This window comes from Campylobacter sp. CCUG 57310 (assembly GCF_013201975.1).
Lineage (GTDB): Bacteria > Campylobacterota > Campylobacteria > Campylobacterales > Campylobacteraceae > Campylobacter_A > Campylobacter_A canis.
Genome location: NZ_CP053845.1, coordinates 514,105 through 532,788, shown reverse-complemented (window position 1 = coordinate 532,788; position 18,684 = coordinate 514,105). Strand labels below are relative to the sequence as shown.

At 34.7% G+C, this 18,684-nt stretch carries 22 protein-coding genes and 1 tRNA gene; 11 read left to right on the top strand and 12 right to left on the bottom strand.

Annotated elements, in window-relative coordinates; all coding sequences use genetic code 11:
* Positions 1–59: 59 nt before the first annotated feature.
* From CORI_RS02700 to CORI_RS02680, 5 genes are all read right to left on the bottom strand, one after another.
* Positions 60–1,577, bottom strand: coding sequence for a PepSY domain-containing protein (locus tag CORI_RS02700; RefSeq protein ID WP_173030712.1), 1,518 nt, complete (start codon positions 1,575–1,577; stop codon positions 60–62).
* Between the two features lie 2 nt (positions 1,578–1,579).
* On the bottom strand, positions 1,580–1,828 hold the full coding sequence (locus CORI_RS02695; protein ID WP_173030711.1) for a hypothetical protein: 249 nt from the start codon (positions 1,826–1,828) through the stop codon (positions 1,580–1,582).
* Between the two features lie 178 nt (positions 1,829–2,006).
* Entirely contained in the window at positions 2,007–2,495 is a 489-nt protein-coding gene (gene hutX / locus CORI_RS02690; RefSeq protein WP_173030710.1) for a heme utilization cystosolic carrier protein HutX, read from the bottom strand.
* A 463-nt stretch (positions 2,496–2,958) separates the two neighbouring features.
* A complete protein-coding gene (locus tag CORI_RS02685) occupies positions 2,959–3,654 on the bottom strand; it encodes a restriction endonuclease (protein WP_173030709.1) in 696 nt (231 codons plus the stop codon).
* A complete protein-coding gene (locus CORI_RS02680; RefSeq protein ID WP_173030708.1) occupies positions 3,654–3,887 on the bottom strand; it encodes a TetR/AcrR family transcriptional regulator in 234 nt (77 codons plus the stop codon). The genes CORI_RS02685 and CORI_RS02680 overlap by 1 nt, the downstream gene beginning before the upstream one ends.
* A gap of 209 nt (positions 3,888–4,096) precedes the next feature.
* Here CORI_RS02680 and CORI_RS02675 point away from each other — a divergent pair, with 209 nt between their 5' ends.
* From CORI_RS02675 to CORI_RS02640, 8 genes are all read left to right on the top strand, one after another.
* Positions 4,097–4,471, top strand: coding sequence for a hypothetical protein (locus CORI_RS02675; RefSeq protein WP_173030707.1), 375 nt, complete (start codon positions 4,097–4,099; stop codon positions 4,469–4,471).
* A gap of 149 nt (positions 4,472–4,620) precedes the next feature.
* Positions 4,621–4,800, top strand: a complete 180-nt coding sequence (locus CORI_RS02670) for a hypothetical protein (RefSeq protein WP_173030706.1) — start codon at positions 4,621–4,623, stop codon at positions 4,798–4,800.
* 557 nt (positions 4,801–5,357) lie between these two features.
* Positions 5,358–6,806 carry a hypothetical protein gene (locus CORI_RS10595; protein ID WP_216842254.1) on the top strand — a complete coding sequence of 483 codons (1,449 nt, stop codon included), beginning with the start codon at positions 5,358–5,360 and terminating at the stop codon, positions 6,804–6,806.
* 9 nt (positions 6,807–6,815) lie between these two features.
* Complete coding sequence (locus CORI_RS02660) at positions 6,816–7,235, top strand: hypothetical protein (protein ID WP_173030705.1); 420 nt, start codon at positions 6,816–6,818, stop codon at positions 7,233–7,235.
* A gap of 2 nt (positions 7,236–7,237) precedes the next feature.
* Positions 7,238–8,314, top strand: coding sequence for a zonular occludens toxin domain-containing protein (locus CORI_RS02655; RefSeq protein WP_173030704.1), 1,077 nt, complete (start codon positions 7,238–7,240; stop codon positions 8,312–8,314).
* Positions 8,268–9,407 (top strand): type II secretion system protein GspD, encoded by a 1,140-nt coding sequence (locus tag CORI_RS02650; protein ID WP_173030703.1) that lies wholly within the window; start codon positions 8,268–8,270, stop codon positions 9,405–9,407. The genes CORI_RS02655 and CORI_RS02650 overlap by 47 nt, the downstream gene beginning before the upstream one ends.
* A gap of 282 nt (positions 9,408–9,689) precedes the next feature.
* Complete coding sequence (locus tag CORI_RS02645) at positions 9,690–11,024, top strand: hypothetical protein (protein WP_173030702.1); 1,335 nt, start codon at positions 9,690–9,692, stop codon at positions 11,022–11,024.
* A complete protein-coding gene (locus tag CORI_RS02640; protein ID WP_173030701.1) occupies positions 11,014–11,904 on the top strand; it encodes a site-specific integrase in 891 nt (296 codons plus the stop codon). The genes CORI_RS02645 and CORI_RS02640 overlap by 11 nt, the downstream gene beginning before the upstream one ends.
* Positions 11,905–11,972: 68 nt before the next feature.
* On the opposite strand, the gene CORI_RS02635 is transcribed toward CORI_RS02640, so the two are convergent.
* From CORI_RS02635 to CORI_RS02605, 7 genes are all read right to left on the bottom strand, one after another.
* A tRNA-Ser gene (locus tag CORI_RS02635) sits at positions 11,973–12,063 on the bottom strand.
* Between the two features lie 147 nt (positions 12,064–12,210).
* Positions 12,211–12,453: a helix-hairpin-helix domain-containing protein gene (locus tag CORI_RS02630; protein WP_173030700.1), complete on the bottom strand. Its 243-nt coding sequence runs from the start codon at positions 12,451–12,453 to the stop codon at positions 12,211–12,213.
* Positions 12,440–13,141, bottom strand: a complete 702-nt coding sequence (pyrF, locus tag CORI_RS02625) for an orotidine-5'-phosphate decarboxylase (RefSeq protein WP_173030699.1) — start codon at positions 13,139–13,141, stop codon at positions 12,440–12,442. Before pyrF ends, CORI_RS02630 begins: the two co-directional genes overlap by 14 nt.
* Complete coding sequence (gene nusB / locus CORI_RS02620; protein ID WP_169940121.1) at positions 13,138–13,533, bottom strand: transcription antitermination factor NusB; 396 nt, start codon at positions 13,531–13,533, stop codon at positions 13,138–13,140. Before nusB ends, pyrF begins: the two co-directional genes overlap by 4 nt.
* A 1-nt stretch (position 13,534) precedes the next feature.
* Positions 13,535–14,005 (bottom strand): 6,7-dimethyl-8-ribityllumazine synthase, encoded by a 471-nt coding sequence (gene ribH, locus CORI_RS02615; protein ID WP_169940120.1) that lies wholly within the window; start codon positions 14,003–14,005, stop codon positions 13,535–13,537.
* 2 nt (positions 14,006–14,007) lie between these two features.
* Positions 14,008–14,808 carry a 3-deoxy-8-phosphooctulonate synthase gene (gene kdsA, locus CORI_RS02610; RefSeq protein WP_173030698.1) on the bottom strand — a complete coding sequence of 267 codons (801 nt, stop codon included), beginning with the start codon at positions 14,806–14,808 and terminating at the stop codon, positions 14,008–14,010.
* Positions 14,808–15,698, bottom strand: a complete 891-nt coding sequence (locus CORI_RS02605; RefSeq protein ID WP_173031910.1) for a DMT family transporter — start codon at positions 15,696–15,698, stop codon at positions 14,808–14,810. Before CORI_RS02605 ends, kdsA begins: the two co-directional genes overlap by 1 nt.
* Before the next feature lie 107 nt (positions 15,699–15,805).
* Between CORI_RS02605 and der the strand changes: the two genes are divergently transcribed.
* Genes der through trpS form a run of 3 tightly spaced genes read left to right on the top strand, consistent with a single transcriptional unit; the run spans position 15,806 to position 18,678 of the window.
* Positions 15,806–17,194 (top strand): ribosome biogenesis GTPase Der, encoded by a 1,389-nt coding sequence (gene der / locus CORI_RS02600; RefSeq protein WP_173030697.1) that lies wholly within the window; start codon positions 15,806–15,808, stop codon positions 17,192–17,194.
* The gene (locus CORI_RS02595; RefSeq protein ID WP_173030696.1) at positions 17,184–17,708 is read left to right on the top strand and encodes a shikimate kinase; all 525 of its coding nucleotides are present in this window, start codon (positions 17,184–17,186) and stop codon (positions 17,706–17,708) included. Before der ends, CORI_RS02595 begins: the two co-directional genes overlap by 11 nt.
* Positions 17,709–17,712: 4 nt before the next feature.
* Positions 17,713–18,678 carry a tryptophan--tRNA ligase gene (trpS, locus tag CORI_RS02590; RefSeq protein ID WP_173030695.1) on the top strand — a complete coding sequence of 322 codons (966 nt, stop codon included), beginning with the start codon at positions 17,713–17,715 and terminating at the stop codon, positions 18,676–18,678.
* Positions 18,679–18,684: the final 6 nt, after the last annotated feature.

The window sequence follows — 18,684 nt, the reverse complement described above, 5'->3', positions numbered from 1 at the left end:
TTTCTTATTTTTTCTAGCAAGAGCTATAAAAATAACACTTAATATTCCAAGCGTCACACTCATGCTTTTCCTTTTATAAATTTAAACGAGACATAACTAAACATTACGGATATCAAAAGGCATAGTATTGAAATTTTAAATATTTCAAAATTATAGTATGCACCATTTTTTAAAGATATAACAAAAACAGCCAAAAAAATTACCGAAGTCAAAATGGAAGAGATAGCATAAGAATATCTTCTTATAAAAACTGCCCCGATCATAAAAACAGTCCCAAGGCTTATAAAAAATCCAGTTATTTCCTTTTGATGCCTTAAAGCAAGGTCATCTGGCATAACTTGATTTGATAACAAATAAACACCAAAAGCAGTAAAAAGACCTATAAAAAATGTATTGTTTAAAATTTTTACAGTATATACGGCAGCTTTTGAGTGTTGCTTTTGCATCCAAAAAAAAGAGCCGCTAACACACATTACCATACCAAGACATCCAAAGAAAAAGAATATAAGCCTAACCGCCTCTCCGCCAAAATCTCCAAAATGAAAAACTCTCATAAACATCATAACAAGCCTTGTTCTATCAAGCTCTCTTTCAAATGTCTCGTCTATTTTTTCTCCGCTAAGCAGATCAAAAACCTTAGCCTCAGAGGCAATACCTTTATGAGTAAACAGCTTGTCTGATTCAAAATTTAACTGGATGTGTGCTGTTTGTGGATTATCTTTTTGTATATGCAAGTTTTGCAATTTTCTATCCGAATTGGCAATAATTATATTTTTTATATGCCCTGCATCAGGTATAAAATTTGTTGTTTTGGTTAAATTTTGCTCTATTTGAATTTTACCTTCTTTAATAAGAGCAAGCTTTTTCTTTCTCTCATCATTTCTAGCTTTGGCTTTTATTGCAAAATCTTCTTGCATGCTAGCTTTATTTTGTATTGCAACTTCTTTATATATATCCTTTAGCATAAAACGCTCTACAAGATAAAGTCCTGAAATAGCAAGCATTAGAAATATCATAAACCCGCTGACTCCGGTAATTATATGAGAGTCATACCAGAGCATCTTTCGCTTAAATTTAAAAAAATCTTTAAAAATTCTACTATGTATCAAAATTCCGGAGATCAGCACAAAAAGCATTACTATAGTTATGTATCCCATTATTTCGCGTGCAGTTATTCTTTTAATATACCAAAGATCATAATGAAGCGCACCAAGAAAAGCTCCTCCATGTGTAGCCCTAGACTTTACGCGTTCTCCGGTTTGAGGATCTAACCTTACAAATTTGCGATCTCTTCTATGCTCCAAGGCTTTTGCATCATCTTTCCATGATACTGTTATATAAGGAGTAAGGCCATCAGGAGGAGTTATCCTCCAAATATCCGAATTTGGATGATATTTAGTAAGATAATCAACTGAAATATCGATATAGTTTGAATTTTGATGTTTAAGCTTGTAGTATTCAGGCTGCATAAACAGAGTTATATTATCCCTGTAATAAGCCAAAGTTCCGCTAAAAAATATAAAAAATACGACCCAAGTAAAGACAAGTCCAAAGTATCTATGAAAAAGCTTTAACATTGTCATAGCGCGATTGCCAAAACAGTAAATAAGATTGTCAAAGGAATTAAAAATTTAAATCTAGCGATATATGCTAGCAAAAACCAAAGTGTAAAAATAATCATGAACAGCATGTTTGCTAAAACTAATTTTTCATTCTGAGCAACATCAAAGATATGTGGAATTTTCATGCTTAAATAATATGAAATAACAAAACCAAATAGTACAACCAAAATAGTTCTAACAATAAATTCTCGAGTTCTAATCGACAAGAATTTTCCTTTTGATTATGAAAATTACTCTTTGAATTATATATAAGTATCGGTAAAAAGGAACTTAAGATAATTATGATATTTATTATTATAAATAATTTTACTAGTGCAAATTCAAATGTTTAATTTAAGAGCCAAAATAGTTATGCTTTGGCTCTTAAATTGATTCTTGCAATGATTAAAATTTTCCTTTTAAATCCTCAAAAGCCTTCTCTTGGCATTTCAAAAGATTTCTTTTTTCATCTCTTGCGATATAAAGCTTGAAGATATTTTCTCCGTTTTTATCGTAAAATTGAACCGATTTTGAGAGCATACCCATAAACGTTTGGGTCACAAAGAATATCCTATCTATGTCACTTGCTTTTAAATGTCCACCGAAATTTGACTCTTTCATACTAAAATTATAATATCCCTGAGCGTGTTGTCCGCTTGGAATTTTTGTTTTGAACTCTATTATGAAAGATGGTGTGTTTTTAACAAACAAAACTTCTCCCCAGCTTCCTATCTCGCCGATAATCTCATCAAATTTATCTCCGTCGGCGACTTTGCAGAACTCACAAGGCAAATTTAAAAGCACTTCCATCTCTTTAAGCTCAAGCTCTTTGCCGATTTCGCCCAATGAAATTTTTGGATTTTTCTCGATTAGAGATTTTACTTTTTCTTTCATTTTAATCCTTTGTAAATAAAATTTCCAAAAATTATAGCATATTATTTTAATTTAGATAATAATTATCAGCATTTTAAAAAGCAAAAATACAGAATTAAAACAGAATTAATTTTTAACTTTATTTTTTAAAAGCTAAATGCTTTTTAGTTACTTCTCTTTTGTTTTGTGTTCTTAAAGATAATGACTACTCCGGTTGAACTTGCAAATTTATTAGGTCACTCGAGTACAAAAATGATTTACGATGTCTATGTAAATTACCTTAATCAAAACTTAGATGACTTTAATCGAGATATAAGCATATATACATGATACTGACCCGGAGCATCGGCAGAGGGATTTTTCATTTTTAAAAAAGTGCTTTGAAATGTCGTAGTTTAGGGCTTAGTGGCGGACAGAGAGGGATTTGAACCCTGAAAGATATTTTTAAAGTCATAAAAACAGCTTTAAAAGCTCGTATTTAACATTATTTCATTTTTATTATCATATATTCTATTTTTATATTATTTCTACTGTTGTATTCGTTTAAAAAACATTTTGTTCCGTAATCCATTTTAGAGCAATTTGTTGTAAAAATTTTTCTTATATTTTTATTTTTAATTTTATTTTGATTTTTATTTATGTATATTTCGCAGTCTGTTATAAAAACTTTAATATCTTTTTGTTTTGGTGGGTTTATCCAGTTTTTGCATTGAATTAATAAAATTTCATTTGTTTTATGCGCTATTAAATCTATTCCTTCATCTTTTTTACCTTCTATATATCCTTTTGGATAAACTTTATATTCTTTTTCTTTGAAGAAATTTAATATATAGTATTCGTATTCTTTTCCTTTTTTTATTTTATATTTATATTGATTTATTTCTTTTTGCTTCAATTCTTCATAAAAATCGTTTATATCTAATATTGGTTCTTTTACATTTTGTTTTATTTTTTCATTATCATTTTTTATAAATGCCTTTTTTAAAATTTCTTCTTCTTTTTTTATTTTATTTTTATTTATTGTATATATTATTATCCAAATCGTTAATAATAATAGTCCTACTGCTAGTTTTGGCAAAAGTGCAAATAAAATAGGAAAAATAATTGATAATACTATTACAACAAAAGTTATATTTGATAATAAATCATTTTCTTTTTTGTGTTTATATATTCTTGGCACTATTGCTCTACTTCTTTTTTTAATATTCTTAATCTCATATCTGCTATGTAGTATTCTTTTTCTTTTTCATTTAATTTATGAAATAATTCCATTAATTCTGTTTCTTGAGGGTCTTTTTCTTTTTGTGATAGATATTCACTTACAATTTTGTATAGTGTTGGATTTTGTTTTTCCCAGTTATATAACGTCTTTACGTCTTTTTTTATAATCTTTGCAATTTCTTTTTTATCCATTTTGCAATATTTCCATTTTTTCAACTTAAATTAAGTTTATATTTGGAATAATTTCATTGTTGTTTTGAAATATTTCCATATTTTTGATTTTATCAAATTTATGTAAATTTTGCCCTAAACATGGCTTTAAACTGTTTCCCCTGTTTTGGTATTGGATACACCTTTGCGGGGGTTAATTTGTATCCTTATCTTAATACAAAGGTGTATCGATGGAACTCACTAAACAAGAATTTGATGTAGCTTATACGCTAATCACTGGCTTAGTCCGCTCTTCTGCTTCAGGTAAATTTGAAGGTAACGACTATTCATCATCGGTTAGGATTACTTCTGCTAATGTCTATGACGTTAAAAATGAAAAGACGGGCTTTATAGACGATGTAGAGCAAAAAGTAGTCTTTAAGCTTATTTGTCCTGATAACACTACTGCTGGACTTGTTGCAAATGCTATTAAAGAAAAACTTAAAAAAGGTCCTATCGCTATTAAGGGTGGATTGCCTAATGACCAAAAAGTTATAACCATAACCGACCCTATAGAGTATTTTTTATACGAAACCAAACCCGATAAAAAACCCAAAGATTCTTAACTCTCTTAATAGAGCAGGATAAAACCTGCTCTAGCTATAAATTTAAGAGCTTAAAATCTAGAGCTTTTAAATGTGTAGCTACAAATCTATCTTATCTAAAGGAGGCTATCATGCCTAAGTTTTTTTCTACCGCTAAAGGTAAATTGGTTATGGCTGTCTTTATCGGTCTAAATGCTGTTAATGCTTTTGCAGCTCCTGCTATGTCAAATACTGGTGAAGTTACGGGAACACTTGAGCTTAACTCTTTTATGGGTATGGCTGGGCTTGTTGTTGTAGCTAGCGGTGCCATGTGGGCTGTAAAACGTGGTTTAGGCCTTATTAAGGGCTAATTCCCTTTAAGCCCTGTAAAAAGGGCTTAAAACTTTTAAGAAGCTTTAAGATGTATGATTTTATAGACGTTGCAACTCTTACCAAATTTATTTATAGCCTATTTGGTATCTTATTCGGTGCTTTCTTTACTATAAAGCAGATTACCGTTGCCTTAGACCTTCTTAAGAGTTCGGATTGAGCATGTATAACCTTAACATTTCTATTGAGCAATATCATTTTTTAATGAGCCTAAGTGGACTATTATGCGGCTTTATCCTGAGTTTATTTGTTTTTTTAATCATATCAAAAATTTAACGCTTAGTCCGAGCTTGCCCTCTTTCCGATAAAGCGATTTTTTATGGGTTCCGTCCCTAAAAAATCGCAAACAACCGAAGGGCGATAGGAATGCCAAAGGCATATATACGATGTAAAGGAGTTTAATACCATGTTCACTGTCACTGGTATACCGTCATTTGATTACTTCTTTTCGATTATGATTTGGTTTCTTATAGTCTGCTTTCCCGTATGCTCTGCTTTGGTATTGCTAACAAAAAGGTTTTTATAAAAAGGTGTATCCATGTCTCAAATACTAAAACTAGCTTTATTAACTCTAATATCTTTTTCAAGTCTTAATGCTTATTCCACTTTTTTTTGGTTAAAAAAAGATGTTTTTAATTCTTTAAATTCTTTGCCAAATGCTTCTTTTATTGGTTCAAGCCATATTAGGAATGGCGATGATATTTATAAAATAATTAAGAAAAGTGATGTTAGATATCATGAAACTTCTTCAATTTTGCCTTATTCTTTCTATATTGATTCTTCATCTCTTTTTTACTATTTTGAAAAAAGTGTTAAAAGAACAAAATGTTCTATTTCCAAAGGTTCAGGAGCAAATTATGATTATGAGCTTTGCGACGAAGCTTCTGGAAAAAATAAACAATATGTTGAATTATATGAAATTAATGCTAATAAAATAAAAACTTGTAAACCTGATGAAAATTTTAATACTGATACGGAAGAGTGTCAGAAATGCCCTGCTGGTCATAGTTGGAATCCTGCTGCTAATAGATGTTATAAGGATTGCACCGATTATAACAAAAATAAGTGGGGTGGAGATGATGGAACACCTCAAGGTGTTTGTTGGGATTGTAGCGGTTCAAAGACTTTACCAGAAGTTATGTTTTGTGCTTGTAAAAAGACTGGCTCTCAACCTTTTCATCCTGATGATGTCAAGCAAGGTATTATTTCGGGTCTTGATTCAAAAGGTAATGGTTTTTATACTTTAACGTGTCAAGATGGTTCCACCTTTGATATTAAAGACCCTACCACTCCTGATGTAAAAGACCCAGATAAACCACAAGACCCAAAAGACCCTGATAATCCTAAAGACCCGGACAATCCAAACAACCCTAAAAATCCAAAAGACCCTAAAAACCCTAAACCAAACCCCGATAATCCAAATCCAAATCCTGACGGTCCTAAGCCTGACCCCGATGATAGTAATAACGAATTTTGTAAGAAAAACCCAAAAGACCCTAAATGTAAAAATAAAGACAATAATAATACTAAACCCAAGGGACCTGGCGGACCTGGCGGAGGTGGTCCAAGCGGAGACAATGACGGCAAAAAAGACAAAGACGCTAAATTTGACCCTAAAGACTTTGATTATAATGATATTGAAAAAGAGGTTAACGGTTTTAAAGACACTATTTTAAAACATTATAACGATATGAATTCTAAATTTGATGATTTTAAGCGTGGATATAATCAGCTTATTAATAATATTCAAGGTAAGGGATTTAGTGCCATTAAAGGTCAATCTTCTAGTAGTAGTTGCCCTAAAGCTTTTAAAATTGATATGGGTCACAATATTGTTAAGACTGTTGATGTTGATATATGCAAAGAGTTATCCAAATTAAAATCTACTTTTTATTATATTTTTTACTTATTTTTCTTTTGTTTCTTTTTGTTTTTAACTATTAAATTAACTATTCCTTTAATGGTTAATCAGTTTAAATATATTTAAGGATAGAATATGCCTGCTATACTTTCTGCGATTGCTGCTGTATTTAAATTTTTTAGATTTAGAAATTTAGGAAATTTAGTTATTAAAAAAGCTTTTTGGTTTCCTATTGCTGCCGTTGAGACTATCTTAGTCGGTATATTGGTTACTTATTTTACAAATTTAGTTCTTTTGCTTAATTTTATACATACTAAGATTAATGAACTTATAGGTCATATCAACAATTTATCTACTGCTAACGGCGAAGTTCTTGGTTGGGCTAGTGAAATTGCTAAATCTCTTGGTTTATGGAATGCTTTTGTTGATGTTTGGAATATATTTTCCCCTATTCTTCTTATTATTCTTTTAATTTATGGTCTTTCTATGGGTATTAAATTCTTCTCTTTTATTAGAAGCAGACTTATAGAATATTATCATTTGGCTAAGTTTTAATCATGATAACTTATATTGTAGGCAATCCTGGAAGCGGTAAAACATATTACGCAGTTTATAAAATTTATGAGTATTTTATAAAAGAAAGTAAAGATGAAAAAGAGAGTAAGCCTGATTTGCTCTATTGCTATACCAATATTAATCAGTTTAAATTTGAAACCGATGAAAGATTACTTAAATTTGAATATGACAAATTTTACTCCGATATGGAAATTCTTTACGCTCTTTATCTTGATAAGGTAAGCGATGAAGAGCTAAACGAAAAAGCTAAAGAGCTAAAACTTCATAAAGCAATGTTTGTGTTTGATGAGTGTCATAACTTCTTAAAATCGAAAAAAGACCCTATTTTAGTTTGGTGGCTCACATATCATAGGCATTTATATCAAGAAATCTTTTTAATTACTCAAGATTTAAGCTTAGTTAATCCTGAATATAAAAGAGTAGCAGAGCAGTTTTTTAAAGCCGTTGACGCTTCAAAGATATTTTTAAAGAATAAATTTAAATATGTTTTATATGGCTCTTATCGTCTATTTAAAAAAGATATTATGAATACTATCGGTATTCCGTATTCTCAAGAAGTATTTAATCTATATCATTCAGGCAATAAATCATCTACTAAATCGTTTGTTAGAAAATTCTTAGCTATAGCTTTATTTATGTTTATTATGCTATCTATTTTTATGTATATATTTTTACAAATGCTATCCCCGAAATCTAAATCAACCGAAGAAACTAAATATATATCACAACCTCAATCATCACATATCATTCCTGAATCATCATCACAACCTAAACAACCAGACGAACCATTACAAACCCTACACTATTACAACCTAACTTGTATCGATGAAATTTGCAGATTTAAAGATGAAAAATATACATTCCCTTACGCATACATATCATATACATTAATATCATCACGTCCAAAGTATTTTTATTCAAACACAAAAAACAAGCACTTTATCGAATACTTTTTAGTATTTGATAAGCCCGTGCTTGATGAACTTAAAAATCTTAAAAAAGGTGTATCCGATGAAAGTGTTAACCAAACTTCTATTACTTCTAATTTCTTTAAGTAGCTTTATAAAAGCCGAAACAATCTATACTGATTTGTTAAACTTTGCAGAGCTTACAAGCAAATTTAACAATATAGTTATCGTAACCGATGAGAGCATAGACGGAGCAAATTATTACTTTATCTATCAAAAAGAGACAAATTTAAGTCTTTCCATGTTTAGAAAAATGCTTGAAGCTAAAGGACTTTATCTATATAAGAAAGATAACTTCTACTATATAACCGATAAAAAGCTGCCTGATTATGATTTAAGAAGAATAGAGCTAAATAACTATGTAATAGACGACATAAAAGGCATAATGAATCAGTTTGACGTAAATGCAACCTATTCTATTACTTCAAACTCCGTATTCTTTAGAGCAGATGATTACATATACGACCAAATAAAACAAAACGTAAAACATATCGATAAAGCACTCGAGCAGGTTCAATTTAAACTTACAATTACCGAAACAAACCTAAAAGACATTAAAGACATGGGCACAAATTTAGCTGCCCTACTTAAACCTATCAACAGAGGAGATTTAAAATATTATATCAACCTTATCACATCACCGTATATTACAAATTCAAACATCATTAAAGACAACAATACAGACTTTTTCGGGGTTTTAAACTTCCTTGAAAGCAACGGACTAACCAAAATCATATCATCACCATTTTTAACAGCTAAAAATCATACGGAAGCATACTTCTCTACCGTTCAAAACATTCCTTACCTAGTATCAAAAACAGAAATTTCAAACGCACAAAAAGAAAAATCGGACAGCTACGAATATAAAGACGTCGGACTTAAAGTTAAAATCAAACCTATCATACTTAAAGATCATATAGACTTTGATTTACATCTCATTTTAGAAGACTTACTATCAAACAATACATTAACCCCTATCACATCAAAGAAAGAGCTTAAAAGCTCTTATTCGCTTAAACGTGGCGATGTTTTAGTTCTATCAGGCATAAACAAAACAACCACACAAAAGCAAAGAAACGGTGTGCCATTTCTAAAAGACATATTTATCCTTAAGTATCTCTTTTCGGTCGAGCAAGACCAAGAATTAAGCACCGTTTTAACCTTAACGATTCAAGTTATTTAAATTTATATCTTAGCGACATAAGCAGACCACCAAACAAACCCTGCTTACTCGCTAAAAGATGAAGCCGTCCGCTTTTTGTGGGGAAGGGACACACAAAAAAGCTATGGACATGCGCGCGGTCGCTGCAAGCTCGCCCCCTAAGCAGCGACGGACGAAGCGCACCTATAGGGGCGGTTGTAGCAAGTCGGAAGAAGACCAAGAGCAAGCGGAGCGCGCAGCGCTACGCGAGCGAATGGGCTTCCTTGTCAAATTAATAATAAAATGCCAGTTTTAAGGAATAAGGTGTACGGTATAACAGATTTTGACCTTCTACAATGTCAAAACAAGCTGGAAAAGCAAAAAGGGTATCTACTTTCTCAAGGCTATGTAAACAGCTTAGGTGAGTGTAAGACTCTTCTTGATTGCTCTATGGCTGCTAATTTTAGCGATAAATACTACGCTGAAGTATCAAATAGAGTAAATACTATGGCTTCATTCTCTATTGATTTACAGCAAAAACCAGTATTCCTTACTATAACGCTTAACGGCTGCTTCCGTGACGCTTTAAATGGCGATTACAGCAGATTTAAACCTATTGACTGGAAATATATACCACACATCATTAAATCAAGAATGAAAAACGGCGAAAAGATAGAAATTAGGGATTTAGTTGCTATTCTTAATCATCAATGGCGCTTATTCTTTAGGCGTTTTGGCGATAAATATAAAAAGACTGAATATTCTTATATAAGATGTTTTGAACCGCATAAAAAAGACGGTGTGCCTCATATCCATGCACTCTTTTATGTTCCAGGTTATACTATAGATTACATGCTTAAGATATATAAAGACCTATTTAATGCACCTCAAAACCTAAAAACAAATGCTATCACTCCAGAGCAAGAAAGAAATGGCGAATTAAACGGCTTTCAAACTTCAATTCAAAACCCAAGCGGTTATGTAATGAAATATATTCAAAAAACATTTATAAATTTAAAAGAGACCGAAGAGTTAGACGAATTAAGCGCCTGGTATATAAAACACAAAGTAAGAAGATTTCTATCATCTCGCACTAAAGTTCCTTTATGGGTATATAGAAAGATTAATTTTATAAGCGATATGCAAGATTTATATCACTTAAACGACCATAAAAACGATGATGACGCAATTTTAGAATGGAATTACTTAGACCAATACATTTACATCAAATTTCCAAAGTTAAGAGAAGAGCTAATATATCTTGACGGCACATTAGAATATTATAGGTGCAATAAACTAATTCATACTTATTCACTCGAAAGACAACAGCATAATAAAACACCTTATAGAGCAGACGGCAAATGTCCTAATTCTAATGAAATGACGCTACAAAGAGAGATAAGAGAGTTTAAGAAATGGAAGCTTGAATACTACGGACAAATAAATAAGCCTGTAAATAGAATGAAAAACTACGAACTATATCAATATTACAGCAATTTAGATAAGCAAAACTGCAACTTACGGCACTTAGCTTATGTTGAAAATTTAATGATTGATAGAAATTTAGAGACATTTACCAAGCAATATGAGAAGCATAATTTAAATGCTCCAGTGCTTGAAGATTTTATATCAAGGGGACTTAGACAATATGAATTTTAAAAACTACTGCGATTTATATCTTAAATTAGGAAAAGACGAGTGGAAATACTCCACATACTCTAAAAATGAAGGCATAGTTAAAAATCGATTATCCTGCTTTTTTGATTATGAGATAGAGGACATTAAACCAAGTGATATAAGAGTTTGGATTAATTCGATTGTCGATGTAGGTCAAAAATCAAAGAAGCACTATTTAACCGCTTTAAGCGGTATTTTTAACCTTGCCTTACAAGATGAATTGATAACTAAAAATCCTATTATACATATTAAGAAGCTATCTTATCAAGCTCCAAGAATTGAGCCTTTTACAAATAGTGAAGTTGGGGCTATTTTAAGAGAAAGTAAGAATTATAACTTTAATTTTATGCTATTTATTCATCTTGGCTTTTTTACCGGTATGAGAACCGGTGAAATTATAGCTTTAAAAAATAGTGATATAGATTTAAAAAATAAGATAATAACAATTAATGCTACTAGGTCAAGATTTGGCGAAACTACACCAAAAACAAAGAAAAGTATAAGAAAGATACCTATACTTAATTATTTATACGTTATATTAAATGATAAATTTAATACTCGAGCATACGAAACTAAAGAATACTTATTAGAAACTCAATACGGCTTACCATACAGAGATACTTATATATTTCAGCATAATTTTTGGAAACCTATACTAAAAAAGCTAAATATAAGATATAGACGACCTTATACCATGCGTCATACTTACGCTACAAATATGCTTCATAAAAATTTAGTTACTCCGGTTGAACTTGCAAATTTATTAGGTCATTCATCTACTAAAATGATTTACGATGTCTATGTAAATTACCTTAATCAAAATTTAGATGACTTTAACCGAGATATAAGTATTTATTCTTGAGTATGGGTTGGCAAAGGGATTTTTCATTTTTTAAAAATTGCTTTGAAATGCCGTAGTTTAGGGCTTAGTGGCGGACAGAGAGGGATTTGAACCCTCGAAGCCCGATTAAGACTTGCACCCTTAGCAGGGGTGTGGTTTCAGCCGCTCACCCATCTGTCCATGTAAATAAAAAGAGTTATTTTACTTATTTATCTTTATAAAACACTTAAAATTTGACAAATACGCCAATTTAAAAACGTTTAAATTTTAAACTCAAGCTAAAATTTACAACAAATCCAAAAATCCAAAACCAAACAATAAAACCGCTCAATCCTTCCAAAACCACCATTTAAGCTTGCTCTTATCAGGATTTGGCGTATTTGCATAGTAACATATCATACGATAAACATAAAGTATACACCTGTCGCTTCCTCGTCCAAGTGCTTTAGTGCGCTCATACATATCCTCTGCATTTGCGCCCTTTAGTGAAGCGATGTCGGTATACCCAAGTGCTATAATATCAGCCTCGGTAGCAGCTCCAACATAAGGAATGTCCCTAAGCCGGCTCACGAGGTATCTCTATCTCGGCAAGAATTCTTTCACAAATTTCGCGAGGATTGTTATCTTCATAAACCGGTCTTCCAACAACGATAAAGTCGCTATTTTCTTGCTTTGCAACTTCAAGATCGGCAACTCTATTTTGATCGTTTACCTCTTCGTTAAAAGGACGAATTCCCGGCGTTAACGTCAGAAAAAATCGCGATGTTGCGTCTTTTATCATATTGCTTTCAAAAACAGAGCAAACCATACCGTCAAGCCCCGCCTCATAAGCGCTCACGCAAAATTTGAGCACAAAATCCTTAATGCTGTCATTATAAACAATCCTAAACGAATTATCACTAAAGCTTGTAAGTGCGGATACAGCCAAAACTATCGGGCGAGTTTTAAGCGCATTTAAGCGGTTCATAACCTCACTCATCGCCCTTTTACCTGCACTTGCGTGCACGTTTATCATATCAACAGGCAAGCTTGCTATCACTTCCGCGGCATCGGCCATCGTGTTTGGTATATCATGCAGCTTAAGATCTAAGAAAATTTTAAAATCATCAATCTTTTTTATATCGTCAATTATCTTAGCTCCGTCTCTTAAATAGCTTCTAAGCCCCACTTTAAGCCATAAATCAAGTCCTTTTAGCTCTCTAGCCAAAGCTAAATTTTGCTCCATCGTCGCCATATCAAGCGCTACGCAAAGTTTCATATATCACTCCTTACCGCATCAAGCACGCCGTTTATGAATTTTGGCGCAGAGTCGCTGCCAAGCTCTTTGGCAAGCTCTATCGCCTCGTTTATCACGACCGCTTTATCAGTGTCCGTAAATTTCATCTCGTAAGCGCCAAGTCGAAGTATCGCTCTTTCTACAACGCCGATTTCGTGGATTTTATACTCTTTCAAGTGGGAGTTAAGCAACTCATCAAGAGCGGTCAAATTTTCATTTACGCCGTCATAAAGCGAAGTCGTGAAATTCCTCTGCTCGTTTCTTATCTTTTTTTCCTCTAAAAATTCATCCTTAAATTCACTCATCTCGCTACCCATCTCCTGAGCGTAAAGCAGCGATATTACGGCTTGTCTAACCTGATGACGAGTTGCCATTTTAAACCTTTATATTTTTATATAAATTTAAAAGCTCTATCGCTCCACTCATCGCTTCAAAGCCTTTATTTCCGGCTTTACTGCCCGCTCGCTCAATGGCCTGCTCGATACTATCTACCGTTAGCACGCCAAATGTTACGGGCTTGCCGTATTTAAGCGTCACGTTTGCGATGCCTTTTGTAGTTTCAGCCGAAACATAGTCAAAATGAGGAGTTGAGCCTCTAATAACCGCTCCAACGCAGCATATCGCGTCCCATTTGCCGCTCTCAAGTGCCTTTTCAAGAGCCATAGGGATTTCAAATGCTCCCGGAACTAAAATAAGGCTTAAATTTTTCTCATCTCCGCCGTGTCGAAGAAATGCATCCCTAGCGCCTTCGACAAGCCTATCGGTAATGATGTGATTAAACCTCGCGTTGATAATTGCGATTTTTTCTTTTCCGCTTAGTTTTAAATTTCCTTCGATTATGTTCATAATTATCCCCTTAAAATTTCTTGTATTTTTAAAGTCTGCTCTACAACTCTATCCAGCTCGTCTAAATTTAACATATTTGGTCCATCACACATCGCTTCACACGGATTTATATGCGTCTCGTAAAAAAACCCGTCCACACCCACACTTGCCGCCGCTCTTGCAAGACACGGCACAAATCTTGCATCTCCGCCACTCTTTTCACCAAGAGCCGAAGGCATCTGAACGCTATGCGTAGCGTCAAATATCACAGGTGCAAATTCTCTCATCAAAACCAAATTTCTCATATCAACGACCAAATTTCCATATCCAAAAGTGCTTCCACGCTCCGTTAGCCAAATTCCGTTTTGTTTAGCTATTTCATATCCGTCGCCATCTACACCGCGAGTTTCAAGCACTTTTTTAACCGAATGCTTCATCGCACTTGCTGCTAAAAACTGCCCTTTTTTGATATTTACGACCGAATTTGTCTTGGCCGCAGCCACAAGCAAGTCTGTCTGACGACATAAAAACGCAGGAATTTGAAGCACATCCGCAACCTCAGCCACAGGCTTAGCTTGATAGCTCTCGTGAATGTCCGTTAAAATTTTAAAGCCGAATTCTTTTTTCACACGAGCTAAAATTTCACAACCCTTTTCAAGCCCGGGACCGCGAAAGCTATTTATACTCGTGCGATTTGCCTTATCAAAACTTGATTTAAAATAAAACTCTATCCTATTATCTTCATTAAATTTCACAAGCCTTTTTGCCACGTCAAACACAAGCTCTTCGCTCTCGATGACGCAAGGCCCTGCTATTAGTATCATTATTTCTCCTTTACCACTATAATTCCGCTAAGAATTACCAGAATTATACCCAAAAATGCAACCGTGTTTGGCAGCCCATCCCCCATAAAATATCCGATGATAATGGTAAAGATGACGTCGGCATAGCTTACAGCCGCAACCGTACCGGCCTTTTTACTTGCCGCATAAGCTTTAGTAAGATACATCTGAAAGTAAAGCCCCGCAACGCCCATTAAAACGATCAAAAAGATATTTTTAGTATCGGGCAGTACAAATTTGGAAAACAAAAATTCAAAGCCATCTATCTGGATAAATTCCGCCAGAGCCATAAAAACGATCGGAAGAGCCGTGCCAAACCCCATAAAAGAAAAGACTATAACGCGAGTATCATAGCTCTTTTTAAGCTCTCTAACACTCGTGTACGCCATCGCAGCCCCTACTCCACTCCAAATTCCAAGCCAATCGGTCTTTGAGATACCAAGCTCAGGCTGTATGATAAGCAAAATCCCGCCAAATCCGATAAATATCGCCATCCATCCGCGCGAGCTTAGCTTCTCGCCCATAAACATCGCCGCAAGAAGTGCCGTAAATATCGGGCTTGTTTTAGAAAATGTAAATGCCGCGCCTAAATTTATATGAGCGATGTTATAAAAAAACGCAAAGAGCGCAAGCGTGCCGATAACTCCTCTAAATATGAGCAGATACGGATGTCCGCCCTTTTGATGCGCAGGCTTTTTATAAAGCGAATAAACGATCATCACAAGACCGATCAAATTTCTAAAAAAGACAACTTCGATAGACGGCATATCGGCACTTATTACTTTTGCAAGAGCTCCCGTTATCGCAAAAAGCATACAAGCGATAATCATATAATAAGTGCCCAAATGCCTCATTAAAAATTTATGCAACAACCCCATAACCTTTTTAAAATTTGAGCGTATTGTAGTGCAAAACGGCTTAAATTTATAAACATCGCAGGCAAAAATTTGTATAATAGCGAAATTTAAAGGAATATAAAGTGCAAAAAATCATACTTGTCGGAAAGCCAAACGTAGGCAAAAGCTCGCTTTTTAATCGCTTGGCAAAAAGGCGCATAGCTATCACTTCAGACGTAAGCGGAACCACTCGCGACACGAACAAAGCCGAGATCACGATAGATGATAAAAGGTGTATTTTGGTAGATAGCGGCGGACTTGATGACAGTAGCGAGCTTTTTAGAAACGTTAAGGAAAAAACCCTCAAAGAGGCGCAGAATTCAGACGCGATTATCTACATGGTGGACGGCAAAAATTTCCCTGATGATGAAGATAAGGCTATGTTTTATGCGCTTTTAAAGCTAAATTTGCCGACCGCGCTTGTCGTAAATAAAGTAGATAGCAAAAAAGACGAGCAGAGAGCTTGGGAATTTGATAGCTTCGGCGCAAAAGATATCTTTAGCATATCCGTCACTCACAATGCGGGAGTGGATGAGCTTAGCGACTGGATTTATAAACACCTTAAAGACGAGATTAGGCCCGACTTGGATGATGATTTTGACGAATTTTTAGAAAATTTCGATGAAGAGGGCGAATTTAGCGATACTATCCAAGAGCAAAATTTCGAATCAAAAAATATAAAAGTAGGAATTATAGGCCGCGTAAATGTAGGCAAAAGCTCGCTTTTAAACGCTTTGGTTAAGGATGCAAGAGCCGTAGTGAGCGATGTGGCGGGCACTACCATAGATCCTGTAAATGAAACATTCGTTTATGAAGATAGAGTGATAGAATTTGTCGATACCGCAGGCATCAGAAAGCGCGGCAAGATAGAAGGCATCGAAAGATACGCGCTAAATAGAACCGAAAGTGTGCTTGAAAACACCGATATCGCTCTGCTTGTGCTTGACTCTAGCGAGCCTCTAACCGAGCTTGATGAGCGTATAGCAGGGCTTGCGAGCAAATTTAACCTCGGCGTGATAATCGTGCTAAACAAATGGGACAAAAGCGAAGTAGAGTTTGACGAGATGAAAAAAATCATCAAAGATAAGTTTAAATTTCTAACATACGCGCCGATAATCAGCGTTAGTGCACTTGGCGGCAAGAGAGTGCATAAAATTTACTCGCTCATTTTTGAAGTTTATAAAAATTTCACTCAAAAAATTCAGACTTCAAAGCTAAACGAACTCATTGAAGAAGCTACCAAAATCCACCCGATACCGCGTGAAAAAGGCAAGAGTGTTAGGATTTATTATGCCGTGCAGTTTGGCTTTGCACCGCCCAAGATAGCTCTTATCATGAATCGTCCGCGCGCGCTTCACTTTAGCTATAAACGCTATCTTACAAACAAACTGCGCGAAAGATTTGATCTAAACGGCGTTCCTGTCGTGCTCATACCAAAAAACAGAAGCAGCGAGGAAAAAGATGAGCAGTAACTTAGTCTTAATCGGCTTCATGGGCGTTGGAAAAGGAACGGTTGCAAGGGAACTTTGCAAAAAATTAAAGCGACTCATGCTTGATACGGACGATCTTATCGAAAGTAGCGAGAATTTAAAAATTCGCGAAATTTTTGAGACAAAGGGCGAAGAGTATTTTAGAAAGCAAGAGCGATTAGTCGCTAAAAATTTAGTCGCTAACGTGCAAAACTGCGTGATAGCAGGCGGCGGAGGCTTCGTAAACGTTAAAAATTTAAACAAAATCGGCACTGTTATATATCTTAAATCAAGCTTTGATGGCATAATAAAGCGCATAGAAAATAGCCAAAACGCCCAGAAGAAATTTGCTAAACGTCCGCTTTTAAAAGATAGAGACAAAGCAAAAGAGCTATTTAAAACAAGAAAGAAAATTTACGAGAAAAAAGCCGATATCACCATCGATGTCGAAGGTAAAACCCCTGAAAAAATAGCAAAAGAGATTATTAAAAAATTTAAAGACAGGCAAAAAGGATAGAAATTTGAGAGTATTAACGGGACTTCAGCCCTCGGGCAAGCTGCATCTTGGCAACTATTTCGCATCGATAAAGCAAATGGTTGATGCGCAAGATAGTAGCGATATGTTTATGTTCATCGCAAACTACCACGCCATGACTTCGGTTAGCGAGGCGAGCAGACTTAAGCAAAATACCTTTGAAGCGGCATGTGCGTTTCTTGCGCTTGGTATTGATCCAAACAAAAGCGTGTTTTGGGTGCAAAGCGACGTAAAAGAGGTGCTTGAGCTATACTGGGTGCTAAGTCAATACACTCCGATGGGACTGCTTGAACGCGCTCACAGCTACAAAGACAAAACAGCAAAAGGCATAAGCGCAAATCACGGGCTTTTTAGCTATCCCGTGCTTATGGCTGCCGATATCTTGCTATTTAGCGCAAACGTCGTTCCTGTAGGCAAAGATCAAATTCAGCACGTTGAGATAGCTCGCGACATAGCTATTAAATTTAACAACGAACATGGAGAAATTTTTACTCTACCCGAAAGCAAAGTCGATGAAAACGTCGCAACCGTGCCGGGAACTGACGGAGCTAAGATGAGTAAGAGCTACGGAAATACAATAGACATCTTTAGCGATACCAAAGCGCTTAAAAAGCAAATCGGCTCTATAACAACCTCGTCTGAACCGCTTGAAGCCCCTAAGCAGTGGCAAACCTGTAATGTATATAACATAGCAAAGCTGTTTTTAAACCAAAGCGGACAAAAAGCGCTGCAAGAGCGTTACGAGCGCGGCGGTGAAGGACATGGACACTTTAAAATGTATCTAAACGAACTGGTGTGGGAGTATTTCGCTTCAGCAAGGCAAAAATACGAATACTACTTAAGTCACGAAGACGAAGTAAATGAGATATTGTTGGCGGGCGCAAAAAAGGCTCGCGAAGTAGCGCTTCCGCTCATTGAAAGAGTGCGTGAAGCGACGGGAATTTATAGATAGGTATTA

What these genes read in the sequence shown, in the direction of transcription:
- CORI_RS02700 (WP_173030712.1), bottom strand. Translation starts at nt 1,577, where the DNA reads ATGTTAAAGCTTTTTCATAGATACTTTGGACTTGTCTTTACTTGGGTC.
- hutX (WP_173030710.1), bottom strand. Translation starts at nt 2,495, where the DNA reads ATGAAAGAAAAAGTAAAATCTCTAATCGAGAAAAATCCAAAAATTTCA.
- CORI_RS02680 (WP_173030708.1), bottom strand. Translation starts at nt 3,887, where the DNA reads ATGGATAAAAAAGAAATTGCAAAGATTATAAAAAAAGACGTAAAGACG.
- CORI_RS02675 (WP_173030707.1), top strand. Translation starts at nt 4,097, where the DNA reads ATGGAACTCACTAAACAAGAATTTGATGTAGCTTATACGCTAATCACT.
- CORI_RS02670 (WP_173030706.1), top strand. Translation starts at nt 4,621, where the DNA reads ATGGCTGTCTTTATCGGTCTAAATGCTGTTAATGCTTTTGCAGCTCCT.
- CORI_RS10595 (WP_216842254.1), top strand. Translation starts at nt 5,358, where the DNA reads ATGTCTCAAATACTAAAACTAGCTTTATTAACTCTAATATCTTTTTCA.
- CORI_RS02660 (WP_173030705.1), top strand. Translation starts at nt 6,816, where the DNA reads ATGCCTGCTATACTTTCTGCGATTGCTGCTGTATTTAAATTTTTTAGA.
- CORI_RS02655 (WP_173030704.1), top strand. Translation starts at nt 7,238, where the DNA reads ATGATAACTTATATTGTAGGCAATCCTGGAAGCGGTAAAACATATTAC.
- CORI_RS02650 (WP_173030703.1), top strand. Translation starts at nt 8,268, where the DNA reads ATGAAAGTGTTAACCAAACTTCTATTACTTCTAATTTCTTTAAGTAGC.
- CORI_RS02640 (WP_173030701.1), top strand. Translation starts at nt 11,014, where the DNA reads ATGAATTTTAAAAACTACTGCGATTTATATCTTAAATTAGGAAAAGAC.
- pyrF (WP_173030699.1), bottom strand. Translation starts at nt 13,141, where the DNA reads ATGAAACTTTGCGTAGCGCTTGATATGGCGACGATGGAGCAAAATTTA.
- nusB (WP_169940121.1), bottom strand. Translation starts at nt 13,533, where the DNA reads ATGGCAACTCGTCATCAGGTTAGACAAGCCGTAATATCGCTGCTTTAC.
- ribH (WP_169940120.1), bottom strand. Translation starts at nt 14,005, where the DNA reads ATGAACATAATCGAAGGAAATTTAAAACTAAGCGGAAAAGAAAAAATC.
- kdsA (WP_173030698.1), bottom strand. Translation starts at nt 14,808, where the DNA reads ATGATACTAATAGCAGGGCCTTGCGTCATCGAGAGCGAAGAGCTTGTG.
- CORI_RS02595 (WP_173030696.1), top strand. Translation starts at nt 17,184, where the DNA reads ATGAGCAGTAACTTAGTCTTAATCGGCTTCATGGGCGTTGGAAAAGGA.